A 20,744-nucleotide genomic window follows, 5' to 3' on the forward strand; every position below is an offset into this window, starting at 1 on the left:
GGCCAAGACGGCCGTTACCCCGTTCGGAGGAGATGTCCATGCGAATTCTGCTGGTCGAAGACAACCGCGACATCCTGGCCAATCTGGCCGACTACCTGGGCCTCAAGGGCTATACCGTCGATTGCGCCCAGGATGGTCTGTCCGGTCTGCATCTGGCGGCGACCGAGCATTACGATCTGATCGTGCTCGACATCATGCTGCCCGGCATCGACGGCTACACCTTGTGCAAACGCCTGCGCGAAGACGCCCGGCGTGACACGCCGGTGATCATGCTCACCGCCCGCGATCAACTCGACGATCGGCTGCAAGGCTTCAAGTCCGGCGCCGACGATTACCTGATCAAACCGTTCGCCCTGTCCGAGCTGGCCGCCCGCGTCGAAGCGGTGATGCGCCGTGCTCAGGGCGGCGGTCGCCGGGCGTTGCAGGTCGGTGACCTGAGCTACGACCTCGACACCCTGGAAGTGACCCGCGAAGGCAAGCTGCTCAAGCTCAACCCGGTTGGCCTCAAGCTGCTCGCGGTGTTGATGCAGAAGAGCCCGCACGTGCTGCGTCGGGAGATTCTCGAGGAAGCGCTGTGGGGCGATGACTGCCCGGACAGCGACAGCCTGCGCAGCCATGTTCACCAATTGCGCCAGGTGATCGACAAGCCATTCGCCAAGCCACTGCTGCACACCGTGCACGGTGTCGGTTATCGCTTGGCCGAGGGCCGAGATGGAGTTTAAGCAGAGTCTTTCCCAGCGGATCATCATCGCCTTTGCGCTGATGAGCGCACTGGTCGCCGGCGCTTTCGCCATGGGCATCGTTGCGACGGTGCACCTGGTGGAAGAGAAACTGATTTCCGCAGGGCTGGGCGGCGACCTGCAACGTTTGCTGCTGATGGACAATGTCTCCGACTGGAGCCATCGGCCCGAGCCGGATCAGTTGTTCTATTTCAGTGGCGGGCCTGGGGATTTCGACCTGCCCAAGGATCTGCGTCACCTCGATGCCGGTTTCCATGAGGTCTTTCGCGAGCAGCTGTCCTATCACGCCATGGTCGAAGTGGTGGATGGTCGGCGTTATGTCTTGCTGCAGGACCAAAGCGATTTCGAAGAGCGCGAGCGCGTGCTGTTTGCGGTGGTGCTGGTGGGCTTCGTGCTCAGCCTGGCCTTGGCGGTATTTCTCGGCTGGGTGCTCGCGCGCAAGGTGATGGCGCCGGTGGTGCGCCTGGCGCGGCAGGTCCGGCATCGCGACCAACTGCTCGGGCTGGCGCCGCCCTTGGCGCCGGACTACGCGGCGGATGAAGTCGGTGAACTGGCGGTGGCGTTCGATGCCACCCTGGGGCGCTTGCGTCAGGCACTGACCCGCGAACGTCTGTTCACCAGCGACGTCAGCCATGAATTGCGCACGCCGCTGATGGTCCTGGCCAGTTCCTGCGAACTGCTGCTGGAAAACCCCGGAATCGATCAGCGCGGTCGCGCCCAGGTCGAGCGCATTGCCCGGGCCAGCGAGGAGATGCGCGAACTGGTACAGACCTTCCTGATGCTGGCGCGCACGCAGAACGAAGAGGCCGCAGCGGCGCCCCAGCAGAACCTCACACAAGTGGCCGAGAGCCTGCTGTGCCTGTGGCGTGAGCCGATCGAGCGCAAGGGGCTGACACTGATATTCGAGCCGGGCACCCCAGCGGATACTCGCTACAACGCGACCTTGCTGAACGCGGTGATGGGTAACCTTTTGCGTAACGCACTGCATTACACCGAACAGGGTTTCATTCGCCTGACGCTCACCGCCAACGGTTTCGTCGTTGAGGATTCGGGCGTGGGCATTCCCGAGGAAAAACGCGAGGCGATGTTCGAGCCCTTTGTGCGCGGCAGCGAGAAGCGTGGCGAAGGCCTGGGCCTGGGTTTGTCGCTGGTGCAGCGTATCTGCGAAAACCAGGGCTGGACGGTCAGCTTGAGCACGATGGACCCCAATGGCTGCCGATTCGAGGTAGATCTTGGCGTGAATGCCAGCAAATAGTGGCTCGAGGCTACTCCCGTACACCTGTCTGAATCCTGTATAACGTTGTAATAATTTACGGATTTACCTGACAGATTTTTCACAATTGGATGACCTGACGCTGACACGCCGCTGTTTAAGGTGGCGTCATCAGAACAGGAGTCCAGATGATGGCCGGCCCGATCAAGCTCGATTTTTCCGAAAAGTACGACGACCAACACGCACAACGATATCTGCGCAAGCACCAGCAAAGCCTCGGTCGCCGCCTGTCGCACTTGCGCGATGAGCAAGTCGGTCGCAAGGCCTTGGCGCTGGCGGGAGATCCCGGGCTGGTGCTGGATCTGCCCTGCGGTGCCGGGCGTTTCTGGCCAATGCTCGCGGAGAAGCCCAACCGGGTGATCATCGGCGCGGACAATTCCGAGTCGATGATCAAGACCGCGATGCAGGGACAACCGGCCGATGTGGTCAAGCGTGTACAACCGCTGCACACCTCGGCATTCGATATCGCTCTGCCGGATAATTCGGTCGACAGCATCTTTTGCATGCGTCTGTTGCACCACATCGGCGAGGCCGAGCACCGCCGGGTGATCCTGCGCGAGTTCGAGCGGGTAACCCGCGACAGCGTGATTGTTTCGTTGTGGGTCGACGGCAATTTCAAGGCCTGGAAGCGCAAGCGTGCCGAGCGGGATCGGCCAAGTCATGATTACCAGAATCGGTTTCTGATTCCGGCGGCGACGATCGAGAAAGAATTTGAACAGGCGGGTTTCCGCATTCAGGAACAACTGGACTTCATACCGCTCTATGCGATGTGGCGAGTTTACGTATTACGCAAGAGGTAGAGGATGGCAGTGCAAGCAGCGGTTGAAGCGGATGTCGCTCCCCAGGATGGTTTCGATTATTACTGGAACCAGCGCGGCGAATGGGTTGAAGAACCCAATGTGCGTCGTGGTGGCGAAAGCGGGGTGCAGCGCATCGTCGACCGTGACGGTCAACTCTTGTACGCAAAGCGCCAGACCGGGCACATCTATCGCAGTTGGTTGCACCCCTTCGGTCGCCCGACCGTATTGCGCGAACTCGACGCCCTGACTGGCGTTAGCAAACTCGGCGTGCGCGTACCGCAGATCGTCTTTTGCGGCGCTCAGCCTGATCCACAACACAAGTGGCGCGCACTGCTTGTCACCAAATCCCTCGACGGTTTTCAGGAACTGGAACACTGGCTGGCCGCTGCCGGTGGTCGCGATCAGTGTGGCGACGCGGTTTACGAAAAAGTCCTCAAGGACCTTGCCGAAAATCTGGCGCGCATGCACAAAGGTCGCTGGCAGCACAGCTGCATCTACATCAAGCACGTTTTCGTTCGCGTCACCGGCGAGGGCGAAGCAGCGCAGGTTGAAGTGGCGTTGATCGATCTGGAGAAGTGCCGCCAGCGTCTGACCCCCTATCGCGCCGCGCAGCATGACATGAAGCAACTGCGTCGCCATTCGTCGTTCCGCGATGCCGACTGGAAGAAACTCGTCTACTTTTATGAGACGGCGTTTGGCAGCGCTATCAAAGGTTTATAGCGATGAAACTCGAAATTGCACGAGGTTTGTTCCTGATCGGGGCCTTGGCAGTTGCTTCACTGGCGGTGGCTGCCTGGGAGCAGCCGCGCATGCAGGTCATAGGGGCGTCCGGGAACGACGCTCATTGTTCGGTTCCACGGGTGGCCAAGGCTTCCGTGGCGACCCAGCCTGATCATGATCTGCTGTTGTTCATGTTCGGACTGTCCCAAGGGATGAGGCCAGCCAGTTGAAACGATTCAAGCCCAAATAAAAGGCCTCGCAATTGCGAGGCCTTTTTTATTCCACAATTTTCAAGATACATACTGTCCTCTGTGGGAGCGAGCCTGCTCGCGAAGGTGTGTCAGTCGACATCAATTCAACTGAACTACCGCATTCGCGAGCAGGCTCGCTCCCACAGGGAAATGTGCTTATCTGGCATCCGGTTTCGCCAGGAAGGTATAGACACACGGCAGCACGAACAACGTAAACAAGGTGCCAATCGACATCCCTGTGGCAATCACCATGCCGATATCAAAACGGCTCACGGCTCCCGCCCCGGTGGCCAGAATCAGCGGCACCATGCCGAACACCATTGCAGCGGTAGTCATCAGCACCGGGCGCAAGCGAATCGCCGCTGCTTCCTCCACCGCGTCACGGGCGCTCAGGCCCTTGTCCTTACGCAACTGGTTGGCGAATTCGACGATCAGGATGCCGTGCTTGCTGATCAGGCCGATCAGCGTCACCAGCCCCACCTGGGTGTAGATGTTCATGCTCGACCAGCCGAGGAACAACGGGATCAGCGCGCCGCAGATCGACAGCGGTACGGTCACTAGAATCACCAACGGATCGCGGAAGCTTTCGAACTGTGCGGCCAGCACCAGAAAGATGATCGCCAGCGCCAAGGCAAACGTGACCCACAATGCGCTGCCTTCCTGCACGTACTGGCGCGAGGCACCGCCGTAATCGAAGGCAAACCCGGCCGGTGCTTCTTCGCGGGCAATCTGCAGCACGGTATCGATGGCTTCGCCCATGCTCACCAGCGGGAAACCGGAAATCTTCGCCGCGTTGAGCTGCTGGAACTGATTGAGCTGGCGCGGCCGTGCGCGGTCGCTGACCTTGATCAAGGTCGACAATGGCAGCAATTCGCCCTGGGTGTTTTTCACGTAGTAATTGTTCAGCCAGTCCGGGTTGTCGCGGTAGGCCCGTTCGACCTGGGCGATGACCTTGTAGCTGCGCCCGTCGATGGTGAAGCGGTTGATCTCCGCCTCGCCGAGTAAGGTCGCCAGCGTGCTGCCGAGGTCGAGCATCGACACGCCCATCTGCGCAGCCTTGTCGCGGTCGATATCGACCACTACTTCCGGCTTGTCGAACGCCAGATCGAGGTCGACGAAGGCGAACTTGCCCGACTCCATGGCGCGTTTCTCGATGCGCTCGGCGACTTGCAGCAGCAGCTCGTAGTCATTGGCGGTGTTGACCACGAATTCGAAGGGCAGGCCTTCACCGGTGCCGGGCAGGGAGGGCAGGTTGAAACCGAAGATCTGCAGGCCGGGAATGCTCTCCAGTTTGCTCTGCACCTCGGGGAGGATTTCCATCTGCGTGCGGCTGCGCTCATTCCATGGCTTGAGCAGGAAACCGCCGATACCGGCCTGCACGCCGCTGTAGCCGTTGATCTGGAACGAGGAGTAGTACTCGGGAAACTCCTTGAAGATGGTGATGAACTCGTCGGTGTAGGTGCTCAGGTAGTCGAGGTTAGTCGGCTGCGGCGCGCTGGCCATCATGAAAATGATGCCCTGGTCTTCGTCCGGGGCCAGTTCCGACTTGGTGAACTTGAGAAACACCGGAATCAGGCACAGCACGATCACCGCAAACACCAGCACCACCGGCCGGGTATTGAGCGTGCCGTGGAGCATGCTTTGATAACGGCGCTTGAGGCCTTCAAAGACGCGGTCGAGGCGATGGGCCAGGCCGCTGGGATTCTCTTCGTGGCGCAGCAGAAACGCGCACATCATCGGCGACAGTGTCAGGGCGACGACGCCGGAGATCACCACCGCGCCGGCCAGGGTCAGGGCGAACTCCTTGAACAGCGCTCCGGTCAGCCCGGTGAGGAAACCGATCGGCGCATACACCGCCGCCAGGGTGATGGTCATCGACACCACCGGCATGGCGATTTCCCGGGCGCCTTCCAGGGCTGCGTCGAACGGCGTCTTGCCTTCCTCGATGTGCCGGTGGATGTTTTCCACCACGACGATCGCGTCGTCCACCACCAGACCGATGGCCAGCACCATCGCCAGCAGCGTCAGCAGGTTCATCGAGTAACCCATCATCTGCATGAAGAACATCACGCCGATCATCGACAGCGGAATGGTCACCACCGGGATCACCACCGAACGCAACGCGCCGAGGAACAGGAACACCACGACGATGACGATCAGTACCGCTTCGAACAAGGTCTTCACCACCTCATCGATGGAGGCCTGAATGAACAGCGTGGCGTCGTAGGCGATTTCGCTTTTCAGGTTCGGCGGCAGCTGCGCTTCCAGCTCGGGCATCAGCTTGCGCACTTCCTTGATCACGTCCAGCGGGTTGGCGCCGGGAGTGGCCTTGATGCCGATATACACCGACGGCGTGCCGCCGAACGAGCTGATCGAATCGTAGTTTTCCGCGCCCATTTCCACCCGCGCGACATCACGCAGCAACACGCGGCTGTCGCCATCGACCTTGAGCGGAATCGCCGCGAAGGCTTCCGCGGATTTCAGTTCGGTGTTGGCGTTGATGCTGGTGACGGTGTACTCGCCTTTCACTTCGCCCGCCGCCGAGAGAAAGTTGTACTGGCGCACTGCAGCGGTCACGTCGGCGGCACTGAGACCGAAGCCGGCGAGTTTCACCGGGTCGAGCCACAGGCGCATGGCGAACACCTGATTGCCGAGAATCTCCGCTTCGGCCATGCCCGGCAGCGTCGCCAGTTTTGGCTGGATGACCCGCGACAGATAATCGGTAATCTGCGGGTTGCTCAGGTCTTTGCTGAAGAAACTGATGTACATCAGCGCCGAAGCGTCGGCGGATTCCTTGCTCAGCACCGGGTCTTCGGCGTCCTGCGGCAGCTTGTTCTTCACCTCGTTAGCCTTGGCCAGCAGTTCGGTGAACAAGCGGTCGGTGTTGGCACCGATGCGCGCGTAAATCGAAATCACCGAGAAGTTCTGCCGGCTGACCGAGGTCATGTAATCGATGCCTTCGGCGCTGGCCAGGCTCTGTTGCATCGGCTGGGTGATGTAGCCCTGAATGGTTTCGGCGTTGGCCCCGGGATAAGCGGTGGTCACCGTGATCAGGGCGTTTTCCATTTGCGGGTACTGGCGCAGCGGCAGCTTGCTCCAGGCCTGAAAGCCCAGCAGAACAATCAGCAGGCTGACCACGGTGGCGAGCACCGGGCGGCGGATGAACGGATCGGTAAAAGCCATGGGGATTCCTTGATCAGTCGGCGCGAGGCGGACTGTTCTGCTCGCCGAGGGTCTTGTCGTCGCTGATGGCGATAGGGGCACCGTTGTCCAGTTTGATCTGGCCAGCCGTCACCACTTGTTCGCCGCTCTGCACGCCCTTGTTGATCATCACCAGGCCATCGCGGCGTTCACCGGTCTCGACGAAACGACGTTCGGCGATCAGCAGCGGTTGGCCGTTGTCATCCTTGGCGACGCTGCCGTCCTCGGCCTTCTTCTGCCCGACCACGTAAACCGAGTTGCCGTACAGGGTGTAGGTGATCGCGCTTTCCGGCACGACGATGTGCTTCTGCGGATTCGGCAGCAGCACTTCAAGGCTGGCGAACATCCCCGGCAGCAGCTTGCCGTCGGGGTTGGCGAGGGTGGCGCGGACCAGAATATTACGCGTGGTGCTTTCGACGATCGGGTTGATCGCGCTGATCTTGCCGGCAAAGTTCTGTCCCGGATAAGCGGCGACGGTGAACTGCACGGGCTGGCCGATAGCGAGTTTCGGCACCGCTTGTTCGGGCACGTAGAAGTCGGCGTAAAGGCTGCTCAAGTCTTGCAGCGTGGCGATTTTGGTACCGCTGGCGAGGTAGTCGCCGACATCGACCTGACGGATGCCGATAGTGCCGCTGAACGGCGCGAGGATGCGCTTTTTCGCCAGCGATGCGTTGAGCTGATTGACCGTGGCCTTGTTCTTTTGCAGCACGGCGGAGAGGCGGTCGTACTCGCCTTTGGAGATCGCACGGCTGTCGACCAGTTGCGCGCCACGGCCGAAGTCCAGTTGCGCCAGGCCGAGGTCGGCGCGGGCAGTTTCCAGCAGGGCGGATTCGACGGCGCTGTCGAGTTGCAGCAACGGCTGTCCGGCCTTGACCTTCTGCCCGGATTCGAATTTGAGTTCAGTGACGGTGCCGGCGACTTCCAGACTCAAATCGACACCTTGCAGCGCCTTGAGCGTGCCGACGGTGGGCAGGCGCATCTGCCACGGCTGTTCGCCGGCAGTGGCCACGGCGACACTGATCGGCGGCTTGGGCTTGGAAAAGCCCTGGATCATCGTGTAGATCGAAAAGGCTTTGTATCCGCCCAGTACCAGGACGATCAGCAAAACAACACCCAACATGATCAGCATGCGGCGACGCAGCATATGTCCAGTTCCTTGGATAAATCATGAGACAGGCGGGCACATTACTCCGAGTCAGGTGGGGATTCCAACTGGCAGTTATTACGTGAAGGCCGGATATGAACCCTGTGGCGAGGGGATTTATCCCCGTTGGGCTGCGAAGCGGCCCCCTGAATCCTTCAGTCATACCGCAATTGCAGTTTTAAGGGCGGCTGCGCCACCCAACGGGGATAAATCCCCTCGCCACAGGATGGGGGGCCATCTCAAAAATGGGGGGTATCAGGCCATCAGATGAAGATGGTTGTCCCAGAGCCCCGCCGGCAATTCCAGCGGCTTGGCCAGCAGTTGTTCCTGGCGGCAATCGTAGTAACGGCAACGGCCCTGCCCCGAGGTCACGACAAAGCCATCCTTTACCGCACCGACACCGGCGCAATCAGGCAAAGGCGCATCGAGGCGCAGTTCGCCGCTGTCCAGATCCCAGATAAAGAAGCGATTGCCGCGCGGTGCCGTCAACGCGACCAGACGCAGATCGCTGTGCACCGCGACGCTGGCAGTGTAGTGCCCCATCGCCTGCAACTGCTGCTCGGCCACCGGGAACGCCACGAACGCTTGTCCCGGTCGCTTGATCGCCAACAGCTCCGAGCGCTCGTGGGACGGCCCCATGAATTGCTGACCGGCAACGATGGTGCCGTCACTGGCGATGCCCAGGTGGCGGACGCTGTTCATCTGCTGGGCGAGGGTTTCCTTGCTCAGCAACGTGCCGTCGCGCTGCATCAGCACCAGGCTCGGTTCCATGGCGTTAAGGTTCATGTCGACGCGGCTTTCCGCCTCGGTGCGAATCCCGCCGTTGGCCACCACCAGCGTCTCGCCGTCTGGCATCCACGACACCTGATGCGGGCCGAGACCGTGAGTGGAAATCTCGCCCGTGTGCACCAGCCGTTCGCCTTCGAACTTGTACACACCGAGCAGGCCACGGCCGGGATCGCTCGTGTCATTCTCGGTGGCGTACAGGTATTCGCCGTCCTTGTGCACCACGGCGTGGCCGTAGAAGTGCCGGTCCGGCTGCGAGGTCACGGTCTGCAGCAGCTTGCCGTCGCGCAGGTCGATCAGGTAACTCTCGGTTCCCGGACGCCGCGCGACGAACAGCGCCAGCGGCTGCGTCGGATGATTGATGATGTCGTGACAACGCTGGCCGACGTGGGTGGCGAACACCCGCGTACCGTCGAGCCGATAGCCGACGGCGTAATGCTTGCCGTCAGTATCGTCGCGCGCCGACAGCAACAGCGGGCTCTGATCCTTGCGTTTGAACAGCGTCCAGCCGCCCAGCGTCACTGCTCCCAGCAGTGCACTACCTAAAGTCAGAACCTGACGTCGCAGCATGGCACTCGCCCTCATCAGTCACCGTCGTTGGCGTTGAAGCCCAGTTGGATGCCCAGCGCCTTGGCCAGCTCGCCTTCATGCAGGCGATGGACGACGTTGAGGCTGTCGTAGATATCGTTGAGTTGCTGGCGCCCGGCGTCGTCCTCGAGCATTTCGCCGAGCGAACGCTGGGTGCTGTCGAACAGCTTCAGCGAGGCGGCGTAAGCAGCATCGATCTTGTCCGCCAAGGGTTTCTGCTCGGCCGGCAGCAGACCGCGCAGGCCTTTGTTGTCGACGCCTTCCCAGACGGTTTTGGCTGCGGCAAGGCTGGCTTCCAACGCCGACAGCGACGACTGGCTGCGCCACGCATCCGCCTGGAACGGCTGCGGCACGCCCTTGCTCTGCCGGCCCATCGGCGTGCCGAGTTTTTTCTTCAGGGTATCCAGTGCAGTCACTTGTACGCGCAGCAGATCGGCGATCGCTTCGTGGGAGTCGGCGTAGCGCTGGTTAGGGAACTTGCTCATCTGCGCGAGCATGCCGTCGGTGTTGTTCCAGCCCTGCAGGATTTCTTCGGCCAGTTGCTTCTGGCGTTCGCCGATGGCGATCAGCAGCGGGCAGTATTTGGCTTTTTGCGCGTCGTTGGCGACGTCAGGCTTGGCGTCGAAGAGGATGTATTCGTAAGCCGACAGGCCCTGCACCACGACGCTGGATTTGGCCAGTGCGGCGGCATCGATCTGCGGCTGGGCGACGACCAGTTGCTCGACCTGACGGCCGACGAGATTTTTCTTGTCCGGCCAGAACTGTACTTGCCACGAGCGATTGCCCTCGGCCAGCGGCCCGATCAACAGCGGTTGCAACTCGGCCCAGGCTTTCTGCGCGTGAAGGAAGTCGGCACGGGCGGTTTCCAGAGTCTCTTTGCCCTGGCAGTAGGCGAGGGCGCTGACCGCCAGTTGCTTGTCGGCTTCGACCCAGCGAGTGTAGGTCGGCAGGATCACCGATTTGGCGATCGCCGCCGAAGTGACCGCTTGCGGGTCCTGCGGCGAGCAGGCGCCGAGGGCGAGCGCGGCAAGGCTGGTGAACAGTAACTTGGGACGGAACATGTCGGGCTCCCGATGCTTTTACAGTATTTAAAGTGAGTTCAGAAAAGCCAGCAACGCAGCGCGCTGCTCGGCATTGAAAGACAAAACCTGTTGCTGCGCCGCCGTCGCCTCGCCGCCATGCCAGAGCACCGCTTCGAGCAGGTTGCGTGCGCGACCGTCATGCAAAAACTGGGTGTGACCGCTGACCGCTTGCGTCAGACCGATCCCCCACAACGGCGGCGTGCGCCAGTCTCGGCCGGAGGCCTTGAATTCCGTGCGGTTGTCCGCCAGGCCTTCGCCCATGTCATGCAGCAGCAAGTCGCTGTACGGACGAATCACCTGATTGGCCAATTCCGGTTCGGCGGCATCGGCGGCGGTGGTGTATTTAGGCGTGTGGCACGACTGGCAACCGGCCTGGAAAAACAGATTCTTGCCGGCCAGCACTTGTGGATCGTTGACGCCACGGCGCGCCGGCACTGCGAGATTGCGGCTGTAGAACAGCACCAGACGCAGAATGTTGTCGCTGACTTCCGGTTCGCCGTCGGGACCATTGCCGTTCGGCGCCTGTTTGCAGGCAGTCTGCGCCTCGGTGCAATCGTCGAACGGGCGCAGGCTGGTGGTCAGGCCCATGTCCCCCGAGAACGCATGAACATTCTGTTGATTGAGATTCGGTTGCCCGGCTTTCCAGCCGAACCGGCCGATGACGGTTTTCTGCAACTGGTCATCCCAGACCTGGTTGGGTCGGCCATTGATGCCGTTGCTCTCTTTCGCCTGGGCGGCGGCGTTGGCGAGGATCGCTTGCTCAGGGATGGCTTCGAGCAGGCCCAGACCAATCATCGGCGGCGCCACCCGCGCGGAAAAACGCGTGTCCGGGTGCATCGGCCCGTAACCGAGTTGAGTGATCTGCAAGGTCGGTTTGCGCAGCTCGACCTCAGTGCCGTCCTTGAAGCGTACGGGCACCGGCGTGTAGTCCACCCGCACCTTGCCTTCCGGGGCAACGCCGGGCACGGCCATGTCCTGGAACTGCCCGCCATATACCGGCTCCGGCACTACGCCGAGCTGTTGGATGACTTTGGCGTATTGCGGCGCGTCGGGAATCGACAGGCGCACCAGCATCGACACTGCATTGCTTGCATCAGGTGCCGGCGGATGACCGCGACCGTCCTTGATGTGGCAATTCTGGCAGGCGTTGGTATTGAACAACGGGCCGAGACCGTCGCGCGCCGTGGTGGTCGACGGCGCGATCACCCACGGGCTGCGAAAGAAACTGTTGCCGACACTGAAGTCCACGCGCCGCGAGGGCGGCAAGTTGGCCGATGGTAGGGAGAAGGCGTTCTGATCGCTCTTGCGCACGGTCGCCGCACCGCCCGAACGCGCTTCCCCCGGCTCGGCCTTGGTGAAACGCGGGGCGTCATCGCAGGCACTCAGGCCCAGGGCCAGCAACAGTGCGGACAAGCGAAGAGGCAGCGAGGGCATCAGACATCCTGCGGACGGGCAAAAATGAAGGCGCAAAGTCTAACAGGGCGAGGGAGTTTGAATAAGAGGAATTATCGTTTGCTTGATACAGCGCAAATCTGCAGAGCGATGCAAACCCCTGTAGGAGCTGCCGAAGGCTGCGATCTGTTGATTTTGATCTTCAAAAATCAAGATCAACTGATCGCAGCCTTCGGCAGCTCCTACAGGGGACTGTGAACATGGGGTATGAAAAAGGCGACCCGAAGGTCGCCTCTTTTTGACGCGGACGCTGCGATCAGAATTCGTGATCGGCGCTGTCCGGGTTCAGGTCGCTGATGCCCAGTTTGCCCGCAGCGGCTTCGATCGAGCCGGTCTGCTTGACCAGCGCGGCGATGGCGTCGCGAACGACCTGGTTGCCAGCGGTGTTGCCGGCAGCGATCAACTGGTCGTAGTGCTCACCCTTGTTGGCGTGATCGACCATGACCTGGATCTTCGCTTCGGTCGCGGCCAGATCGGCTTTCAGCGCGGTGTCGGCAGCCGGGTCGGCCTTGGCCACCAGCGACGACAGGCTGGCGCCGGTCATCTTGGTGCCGTCAACACGGGTGTACTCGCCCAGGTAAACATTACGAATGCCTTTGGCGTCGTAGAAGTGCGAGTAGTGGGTGTTGTCGCTGAAGCAATCCTGCTCGTCTTCAGGGGAGTTGGCTTCCAGGGAAACCTTCATGCGCTCGCCCGCCAGTTCACCCAGGGACAGGCTGCCCATGCCGAAGAGCATTTTGCGCAGGCCGGTTTCGCCTGGCTCGGCTTCCAGGGTGGCGCGGTAGTTGTCGGCCACGTTCGGCTTCCAGTTGGCGACCATTTCTTCCAGATCGCTGACCAGCAGTTGGGTCACGGCTTTCAGGTAGGCGCGACGACGCTCGTTGTGACCACCGGTGGCGCCGGCGCCTTCCAGGTAGTCCGAAGCCGGACGGTTGCCAGCGCCAGGGCCGGTGCCGTTCAGATCCTGGCCCCAGAGCAGGAATTCGATCGCGTGGTAGCCGGTGGCGACGTTGGCTTCGGAACCGCCCAGCTCGTTGAGGCTGGCGAGTTTTTCCGGGGTGATCTCTTTCACGTCGACTTTGTCTTCGCCGACCTGCACTTCGGTGTTGGCGATGATGTTGGCGCTGGCGCCCGGGTTACCCAGTGCGTGCTCGTAGGATTTGTCGACGTAGTCGATCAGGCCTTCGTCCAGCGGCCAGGCGTTAACCTGACCTTCCCAGTCGTCAATGATGGTGTTGCCGAAGCGGAACACTTCGCTCTGCAGGTACGGCACGCGCGCGGCGACCCAGGCAGCCTTGGCGGCTTTGAGGGTGTCGGCATTCGGCTTGGCGAGGAACGCGTCGACCGCAGTTTGCAGGGTTTTCGCAGTGGATTCGGCATCGCTGTAAACGGCGAAGACCATGTCGGCATAGTGCGCGACCACGGCCTTGGCGGCAGCATCGTCAACTTTACCGGCAGCAGGAGCCGGTGCAGCGGCAGGGGCTGGAGCAGCGCTGCTGGAAGCCGGAGTCATTTCGGAGGCTTTTTCTTTGTCCTTGCCTTCGCCGCAACCGGCGAGGGAAATAGCGATGGCCAGCAGACTGGCGGTAGCCAGAGGCATACGAATCATGGCGAACATCCTGCTTCGGTAGTTGAATGGACTGGCGCCGGGGGCGCGCAAAACTGCGACATAATGCAAATCTTTCGCATTATGTGTAAAGGCGTGCTTGGAAATATTTCTTATTTGCGCATGAAAATCAAAAGTCGCAGCCTCGTTTCACTCGTCAGCTCCTGCAGGACGAACGCATTTCAAATGTAGGAGCTGCTGAAGGCTGCGATCTTATAAAATAGCCGCGTTGCTGCGTTGCGCCTGCTTGAGGTAAATACCCAGCTCCCGCGCTGGCAGCGGTTTGCTGTAGTGGTAGCCCTGACCTTCGTGGCAACCCTCGGAAATGATGTAGGTTTCCTGCTCGGCGGTTTCCACGCCTTCGGCAATCACCTGCATGCCAAGGCTCTTGCCCAGCTGGATGATCGCCCGAACGATGGTCGCGTCATCGTCGTCATCGAGCAGGTCCTGAACGAAGCTCTTGTCGATCTTGATCTTGTCCAGCGGCAGGCTTTTCAGATAACTGAGGGACGAGTAGCCGGTGCCGAAGTCGTCGATCGCGATCAGCGCACCGGAGCGGCGCAGGCTGAGCAGATGCTGGGCGGCGGTGGTGATGTCTTCCATCAGGCCGGTTTCGGTGACTTCCAGTTCCAGACTGCGCGGCGGCAAGCGGTACATCTGCAACAGGTTGTTGACCACCCGTGGCAGCTCGGCGTGGTGCAGTTGCACGGTGGACAGATTGACCGCCATGCGCAAATCGACAAAACCCTGATCGTGCCACTCGCGCAATTGCTTGCAGGCCTGATCGAGCACCCACTCGCCGATGGCGATGATCGTGCCGTTCTGTTCGGCCAGCGGAATAAACAGGTCCGGCGGCACCAGCCCGTGTTCCGGATGTTGCCAGCGAATCAGCGCTTCGACGCCAACCACGCGGTGATCGCGATAACTGATCTGCGGCTGATAGACGAGGTAGAACTGGTCGCGGATCAGCGCATCGCGCAAATCTTTTTCCAGCTCGCGACGACGGCGCATCTCGCTGTCGACGCTGGCGATATAGAACTGATAGCGATTGCGCGAGCGGGTCTTGGCCAGGGTCATGGTCTGCTCGGCTTTCTGCAACAGCTTCTCGGTGCTGTCGCCGTCCTCCGGAAACAGGGTGATGCCGATGGTCGCGCGCAGGCGGATTTCCTGATCGTCGAGGGCGAAGGGCGCCTCGAGGTCATCGAGAATGCTCTGCGCCAGTTCTGCTGCTTCATAAGGCTGTTCAATGTCGGCCTGCACCAGCGCGAACTGATCGCCGCCCAGGCGAGCGAGGGCGCCGAGACGACCGCTGTGGGCACGTAGACGATCGGCCAGGGCCAGCAGCAATTGGTCGCCGGTCTGGTAGCTGAATTGCTCGTTGATGCCCTTGAAGTCATCCAGGCCGACGCACAACACCGCGACGCGGCGCTGCAATTTGCCGGCATCGACGAGAATCTTGTCCAGTTGCTGCTGCAATTGCTGGCGGTTCGGCAGACCGGTAAGGAAGTCGTACTGGGCCATGCGCAGCAGGCTGTTTTCCGCTTCGTGGCGCAGGTGGGTGTTGCGTTCGATGGACTCGAGCAACTGGTTGGCGGTGTTGATCCACAGGCCCAGCTCGTTTTTTTCGTGGCCCTTGATCTGCGGAATCTTGTGCTCGCTGGGACGATCCGGGTTGATCTCGGTGAGGTGCTCGATGATTCGTGACAGCGGTTTGGTCAGCAGCCAGTGATAGACCAGATACAGCACCAGCCCCAACGCCAGTGCGCGCAACACCCCGGAAATGAAAATGATCACCGAGCTGACGATGAAACCTTCGCCATAAGTGGCGGTGTCGAGGGTGATGCTCAGGTCGCCGTAGTATTCGCTGTAAGGGCCACGGCCGACCAATTGCGTGGTAAAGGTGCGTTCCTGGCCGAGAATCAGGTCGGTCAGCCAACGGCTATTGGAATGCTGCAGTTCGCGGGATTTTTGCGCCAGCATGGCTTCGTTGGGGTGGCCGATGGAGGCCTGACGCACGGCGTCGTCCTGGAACAGCCCTTCGATCACCTGCATGCCCATTTCCCGGTCCAGGCTGTACACGGCCTGGGTCGATGGATCGCGGAACATGTCGAGGATGCGCTCGGCGTCGCCGGCAACCGCCTGACGGGTCTTGTAGGCATCGAAGACAATCTGCGCGCAGCTCAAGACTACGCCTACGATCAATGCCGACAGGAGCACGACCCGGAGCAACTTCACCGACAAGCTGTTCTTGAGTTCCAGCTTCAAAGGGTTATTCCTTGTTCCGTGCGGGTAGCGTCAAGTTGCCATGAGTATTGGCAATCCCGGGTTGGCAGTCAAAGGGACAATCGGGCACGGGAAAAGTCGCCGTGATCCTGGCCGCAATGTCGTCATTTGAGTAATAGCTCTGAATTAACTGTGTCGGTTGCAATTGCCTTCAACTTGAGCACTGGGCCAAAGATTTTTTCCTGTCTGTGATGGTAGACCGCTGGGGGCTGGCGGCAAACGGCGCGAAGCTGCTTTTACCGTGCGAGAAACGCCATGCGCCGGGCATAAAAAACCCGGCAGAAGCCGGGTTTTTCATCTGGCGCGCACCTTAAGCGGTGAAGGTTTTGCCTTCGAACTGCTCGGCCACGAACTTCCAGTTGACCAGGTTCCAGAACGCTTCAACGTACTTCGGACGCAGGTTGCGGTAGTCGATGTAGTAAGCGTGTTCCCAGACGTCGCAGGTCAGCAGCGGGGTGTCGCCGCTGGTCAGCGGGTTGCCGGCGCCGATGGTGCTGGCCAGGGCCAGGGAACCGTCAGCCTTTTTCACCAGCCAGCCCCAGCCGGAACCGAAGGTGCCGATCGAGGTTTTGCTGAATTCTTCCTTGAACTTGTCGAACGAACCGAACGCTGCGTTGATGGCATCTGCCAGGGCGCCGGTTGGTTGACCACCGGCGTTTGGCGCCAGGCAGTTCCAGTAGAAGGTGTGGTTCCAGACCTGAGCGGCGTTGTTGAAGATGCCGCCCGAAGAAGTCTTGACGATTTCTTCCAGGGTCTTGCCTTCAAACTCGGTGCCTGGCACCAGGTTGTTCAGGTTCACGACGTAGGTGTTGTGGTGCTTGTCGTGGTGGAACTCCAGGGTTTCCTTGGAGATGTGCGGCTGCAGGGCATCGTGTGCGTAAGGCAGCGGCGGCAATTCGAAAGCCATGATGATTCTCCTAATCAGGTCTGTTGCGGTGAGCGCAAGGCCGATCACGGGCGGCCGGAAATGCACCGGCGAGTTTTTACTCTTTGCGGCGCAGGGTTCGGATCATAGCACCGGGGTCGCGCCTTAACCACGCAACAACTGTGTGGGATAGAGGTTCCAGAGCCTTTGGCAATTATTCATCCGGCGATGATCAACTGCGCGGCGACGGCGAACATCATCAACGCCACCACCAGATCGAGAATGCGCCACGTGCTCGGGCGTGCCAGCCATGGTGCCAGCCACGCCGCGCCGAGGGCCAGGGTGAAAAACCACAGCAACGATGCACTCGCCGCACCGACCACATAAGCGCCCGGCACCGATTGCTGCGCGCCCAGCGAGCCGATCAGCAATACCGTATCGAGATAAACGTGGGGGTTGAGCAAGGTCACCGCCAGCGCGCTGAGCATCACTGCACGCAGCGAACGCACGGTCTGGTTTTCGCCTTGCTCAAGGCTCTGCTTCGAACAGGCCCGGCGCAGTGCCTGGCTGCCGTACCAGATCAGAAACGTCGCGCCGCCCCAACGGGCGATCGCCAGCAGGGTCGGGTTCTGCGCCAGAATCGTCGCCAGGCCGAACACCCCGGCCGCGACCAGAATTGCGTCACACACTACGCACAATGCCGCCACCGGCAAATGGTGTTCACGGCGCAGGCTTTGCGCCAAGACAAAAGCGTTCTGCGTGCCGATCGCCATGATCAGGCCGAACGCCACCAACAGGCCGTTTACGTAGCTTTGCCACATGGGAGAGATCCTTGAAAGAGAGTGCTTGCTGGCTATTCTCCGGTGTGACGCTGTATAAGAAAAACCAATAGTGCTGATCGCCCATTAGGAAAACTGATGTTCGACTATAAATTGCTTTCCGCGCTCGCCGCAGTGGTCGAGCAGGCCGGATTCGATCGCGCCGCACAGGTGCTCGGCCTGTCGCAGTCGGCGATCTCCCAGCGCATCAAATTGCTTGAAGCGCGGGTCGGCCAGCCAGTGCTGGTGCGCGAAACACCGCCATCGCCGACCGAGATCGGCCGACGCTTGCTCAACCATGTGCAGCAGGTGCGTCTGCTGGAGCGCGACTTGCAATCAGTGGTGCCGGCGCTGGACGAAGAAGGCCTGCCCGATCGCCTGCGCATCGCCCTCAACGCCGACAGCCTCGCCACTTGGTGGGCCGAGGCCGTCGGCGATTTCTGCGCCGAGCAGCATTTGCTGCTCGACCTGATCGTCGAAGACCAGACCGTTGGCCTCAAGCGCATGCGTGCCGGTGAAGTGGCCGCATGCCTGTGTGCCAGCGAGCGGCCGGTGGCCGGCGCACGCAGCGTATTGCTCGGCGCCATGCGTTATCGCGCCTTGGCCAGTCCAGCCTTCCTCGCTCGGCATTTTCCCGATGGCGTGCGCGCCGAACAGCTGCCGCGCACCCCGGCGCTGGTGTTTGGTCCGGACGATTTCCTTCAGCATCGCTATCTGGCGCTGTTGGGTGTCGACGGCGCGTTCGAGCACCATTTATGCCCGTCCTCCGAAGGCTTCATCCGCCTGACCGAAGCCGGTCTGGGCTGGGGCCTGGTGCCGGAACTGCAAGTGCGCGAGCAATTGCAACGCGGGGTGCTGCGGGAATTGCTGCCAGATAAACCGATCGACGTGCCGCTGTACTGGCATCATTGGCGCAATGGCGGCCAGTTGCTCAATCTACTGACCGAGCAACTGCTGCGCTCGTCAAAGCAATGGCTAGTGGCTTGAACGCAGCATCAAGCGTCAAGCTGCAAGCGGCAAGAACACGCACCGTTTCAACTTGCAGCTGAAAGCTCGAAGCTTGCAGCTGCTTCCCTGGAGTTTTTGATGAAGATTTTGGTTACCGGCGCCAGCGGCTTTATTGGCGGGCGCTTTGCGCGTTTCGCCCTGGAGCAGGGCCTTGAAGTGCGGGTCAACGGTCGCCGGGCCGAGAGCGTCGAGCATCTGGTGCGCCGGGGCGCCGAGTTCGTGCCAGGCGATCTGACCGACGCCGATCTGGTGCGCGACCTGTGCCGTGACGTCGAAGCCGTGGTGCATTGCGCCGGTGCGGTTGGCGTGTGGGGGCGTTATCAGGACTTTCATCAGGGCAATGTCGAAGTCACCGAAAACGTTGTCGAAGCGTGCCTCAAGCAGCGGGTGCGGCGGCTGGTGCATCTGTCGTCGCCGTCGATCTATTTCGATGGCCGCGACCATCTCGGTCTGACCGAAGAGCAAGTGCCCAAACGCTTCAAGCATCCCTACGCCGCGACCAAATATCTGGCCGAGCAGAAAGTCTTCGGTGCCCAGGAATTCGGTCTGGAAACCATCGCCCTGCGCCCGCGTTTCGTCACCGGTGCCGGCGACATGAGCATCTTTCCGCGCCTGCTGAAGATGCAACGCAAGGGCCGGCTGGCGATCATCGGCGACGGCTTGAACAAGGTCGATTTCACCAGCGTGCAGAACCTCAACGAAGCCATGCTCAGCAGCCTGTTGGCGCAAGGTTCTGCGCTCGGCAAGGCTTACAACATCAGCAACGGTACGCCGGTGCCGCTGTGGGACGTGGTCAATTACGTGATGCGGCGGATGGACGTCGATCAGGTGCGCAAATATCGATCCTACGGTCTCGCGTACAGTGTCGCCGCGCTCAACGAAGGCGCGTGCATGCTCTGGCCGGGACGCCCGGAGCCGACACTGTCGCGCCTGGGCATGCAGGTCATGAAAAAATTTCACCCTCGACATCAGCCGCGCCCGGCATTATCTCGACTACGATCCGAAAGTCAGCCTCTGGGCTGCCCTCGATGAATTCTGTGCGTGGTGGAAAGCCCAGGACATCCGTTGAAACGATTCGGCCGGGCGGCAATGAACCGCCTTGCGGGTTGAGGGTCAATGCCTGCGGCTGCGGCGGTTATACTTCGCAGCATTTAGCCATCACCGCGTTTGCCAAAGGTTGCCTCAATGTCCATGCGAAACGATGCCCACGACGACGATTTCGATAACGTGCCAAGCCTGCGCGCTGACCCGTTCGACGACGATGACATCGCGCCCAGCCCCCGTACTTCCGTGCATTCGCGCAGCGCGCCAGTGGTCAAGGTCAAGGCCGCCAGCACCGGGCCGCTGTGGGCGCTGGTCGGTGCGTTGTTTTTCGCCTTCATCGGTCTGGCCTGGTGGAGCTTCCAGCAGATCTCGCTGATGGAACAGCAACTGGTCGCCACCCAGGAAAGCTTCGCCCGCATCAGCGAAGAAGCGGCGGGGCGCCTGCAGGATATTTCCGGCAAGGTCGTCGCCAGCCAGAGCAACGTCAACAGTGACAGCGAAGCGCTGAAGCTCCAGATCAAACAACTCGAAGGCAAGCTGCTCGACCAGAGCAAGCAACAGCAAGGCGTGGCCGGGCAGGCCAGTGAGCTGGACAAGCGGCTGGCGCAAATGACCGCGCAGACCACCGAACAGCAGAACGCCAATACGCAGTTGCAGGCTCAGGTCAAAGCCTTGAGCGCCGAGCTGGCGACCATCAAAAGCACCCCGGCCGATACCAGCAAGGTCGATGCGCAGTTGAAAGCTTTCGACGCCCAGTTCAAAAGCCTCGGTGCCGATATCGCCGCGCTGAAGAAACAGGGCAACCCGAGCGCGGCGATCGATCGTCTGGAGCAGGACATCGTGGTGCTGAAAAGTCAGCAGGACAATCGCCCGGCAGCGCCGCAGGGTGGCGGCAATACCGCCGAGTTCGATGCGTTCCGCGCGCAGATGACCCGCAACCTCAACACCTTGCAGGCGCAGATCCAGAACCTCCAGCAGCAGATCAATTCCCGCCCGTAGCGACTGATCTGTTGTCCGGAGGGCTTTGTCCCCACACCACAGGGGTCTGTAATCCCCTGCATCATTCTGAATACTCGTACATCA

The 20,744-nt window shown here is 60.9% G+C and carries 16 protein-coding genes and 1 pseudogene; 8 read left to right on the plus strand and 9 right to left on the minus strand.

All coding sequences use genetic code 11. The features are described from left to right. Nucleotides 1–38 precede the first annotated feature (38 nt). From colR to ACZZ0K_RS03180, 5 genes are all read left to right on the plus strand, one after another. Nucleotides 39–722 carry a two-component system response regulator ColR gene (gene colR, locus ACZZ0K_RS03160; RefSeq protein ID WP_041479855.1) on the plus strand — a complete coding sequence of 228 codons (684 nt, stop codon included), beginning with the start codon at nucleotides 39–41 and terminating at the stop codon, nucleotides 720–722. Beyond that, nucleotides 712–1,995: a sensor histidine kinase gene (locus tag ACZZ0K_RS03165; protein ID WP_041479854.1), complete on the plus strand. Its 1,284-nt coding sequence runs from the start codon at nucleotides 712–714 to the stop codon at nucleotides 1,993–1,995. The genes colR and ACZZ0K_RS03165 overlap by 11 nt, the downstream gene beginning before the upstream one ends. Before the next feature lie 149 nt (nucleotides 1,996–2,144). Continuing rightward, nucleotides 2,145–2,813, plus strand: a complete 669-nt coding sequence (locus tag ACZZ0K_RS03170; protein ID WP_056790353.1) for a class I SAM-dependent methyltransferase — start codon at nucleotides 2,145–2,147, stop codon at nucleotides 2,811–2,813. Between the two features lie 3 nt (nucleotides 2,814–2,816). After that, the gene (locus ACZZ0K_RS03175; protein ID WP_258707133.1) at nucleotides 2,817–3,533 is read left to right on the plus strand and encodes a lipopolysaccharide kinase InaA family protein; all 717 of its coding nucleotides are present in this window, start codon (nucleotides 2,817–2,819) and stop codon (nucleotides 3,531–3,533) included. A 2-nt stretch (nucleotides 3,534–3,535) separates the two neighbouring features. Further along, a complete protein-coding gene (locus ACZZ0K_RS03180) occupies nucleotides 3,536–3,763 on the plus strand; it encodes a hypothetical protein (protein WP_041479852.1) in 228 nt (75 codons plus the stop codon). Nucleotides 3,764–3,940: 177 nt separating this feature from the next. Here the strand turns inward: ACZZ0K_RS03180 and ACZZ0K_RS03185 are convergent, their stop codons facing one another. The 9 genes from ACZZ0K_RS03185 to ACZZ0K_RS03225 all read right to left on the minus strand — a co-directional run bounded on the left by ACZZ0K_RS03185 (nucleotide 3,941) and on the right by ACZZ0K_RS03225 (nucleotide 17,612). Continuing rightward, on the minus strand, nucleotides 3,941–6,967 hold the full coding sequence (locus ACZZ0K_RS03185) for a multidrug efflux RND transporter permease subunit (protein WP_258707132.1): 3,027 nt from the start codon (nucleotides 6,965–6,967) through the stop codon (nucleotides 3,941–3,943). Between the two features lie 13 nt (nucleotides 6,968–6,980). Then, nucleotides 6,981–8,129 (minus strand): efflux RND transporter periplasmic adaptor subunit, encoded by a 1,149-nt coding sequence (locus ACZZ0K_RS03190; protein ID WP_056789983.1) that lies wholly within the window; start codon nucleotides 8,127–8,129, stop codon nucleotides 6,981–6,983. Nucleotides 8,130–8,384: 255 nt separating this feature from the next. Beyond that, entirely contained in the window at nucleotides 8,385–9,485 is a 1,101-nt protein-coding gene (locus tag ACZZ0K_RS03195; protein ID WP_056789981.1) for a DUF1513 domain-containing protein, read from the minus strand. 14 nt (nucleotides 9,486–9,499) lie between these two features. Continuing rightward, nucleotides 9,500–10,564, minus strand: a complete 1,065-nt coding sequence (locus ACZZ0K_RS03200) for an imelysin family protein (protein ID WP_041479848.1) — start codon at nucleotides 10,562–10,564, stop codon at nucleotides 9,500–9,502. A 27-nt stretch (nucleotides 10,565–10,591) separates the two neighbouring features. Then, a complete protein-coding gene (locus tag ACZZ0K_RS03205) occupies nucleotides 10,592–12,019 on the minus strand; it encodes a di-heme oxidoreductase family protein (RefSeq protein ID WP_463558968.1) in 1,428 nt (475 codons plus the stop codon). A gap of 274 nt (nucleotides 12,020–12,293) precedes the next feature. Continuing rightward, nucleotides 12,294–13,646: an imelysin family protein gene (locus tag ACZZ0K_RS03210; protein ID WP_076563990.1), complete on the minus strand. Its 1,353-nt coding sequence runs from the start codon at nucleotides 13,644–13,646 to the stop codon at nucleotides 12,294–12,296. Between the two features lie 210 nt (nucleotides 13,647–13,856). Continuing rightward, the gene (locus tag ACZZ0K_RS03215; protein WP_016773430.1) at nucleotides 13,857–15,908 is read right to left on the minus strand and encodes a putative bifunctional diguanylate cyclase/phosphodiesterase; all 2,052 of its coding nucleotides are present in this window, start codon (nucleotides 15,906–15,908) and stop codon (nucleotides 13,857–13,859) included. 328 nt (nucleotides 15,909–16,236) lie between these two features. Continuing rightward, the gene (locus tag ACZZ0K_RS03220) at nucleotides 16,237–16,833 is read right to left on the minus strand and encodes a superoxide dismutase (RefSeq protein WP_016773431.1); all 597 of its coding nucleotides are present in this window, start codon (nucleotides 16,831–16,833) and stop codon (nucleotides 16,237–16,239) included. Nucleotides 16,834–17,009: 176 nt separating this feature from the next. Further along, nucleotides 17,010–17,612, minus strand: a complete 603-nt coding sequence (locus tag ACZZ0K_RS03225) for a LysE/ArgO family amino acid transporter (protein WP_016773432.1) — start codon at nucleotides 17,610–17,612, stop codon at nucleotides 17,010–17,012. Nucleotides 17,613–17,708: 96 nt separating this feature from the next. Between ACZZ0K_RS03225 and ACZZ0K_RS03230 the strand changes: the two genes are divergently transcribed. The 3 genes and pseudogenes from ACZZ0K_RS03230 (at nucleotide 17,709) to ACZZ0K_RS03240 (ending at nucleotide 20,660) form a co-directional block, all read left to right on the plus strand. Further along, a complete protein-coding gene (locus tag ACZZ0K_RS03230) occupies nucleotides 17,709–18,596 on the plus strand; it encodes a LysR family transcriptional regulator ArgP (RefSeq protein WP_056789967.1) in 888 nt (295 codons plus the stop codon). A gap of 99 nt (nucleotides 18,597–18,695) precedes the next feature. Next, a pseudogene (locus ACZZ0K_RS03235) lies at nucleotides 18,696–19,686 on the plus strand (NAD-dependent epimerase/dehydratase family protein). Between the two features lie 116 nt (nucleotides 19,687–19,802). Further along, a complete protein-coding gene (locus ACZZ0K_RS03240; protein ID WP_130910931.1) occupies nucleotides 19,803–20,660 on the plus strand; it encodes an ATPase in 858 nt (285 codons plus the stop codon). The last annotated feature ends 84 nt before the right edge of the window (nucleotides 20,661–20,744 follow it).

The organism is Pseudomonas sp. AC255 (assembly GCF_979258175.1).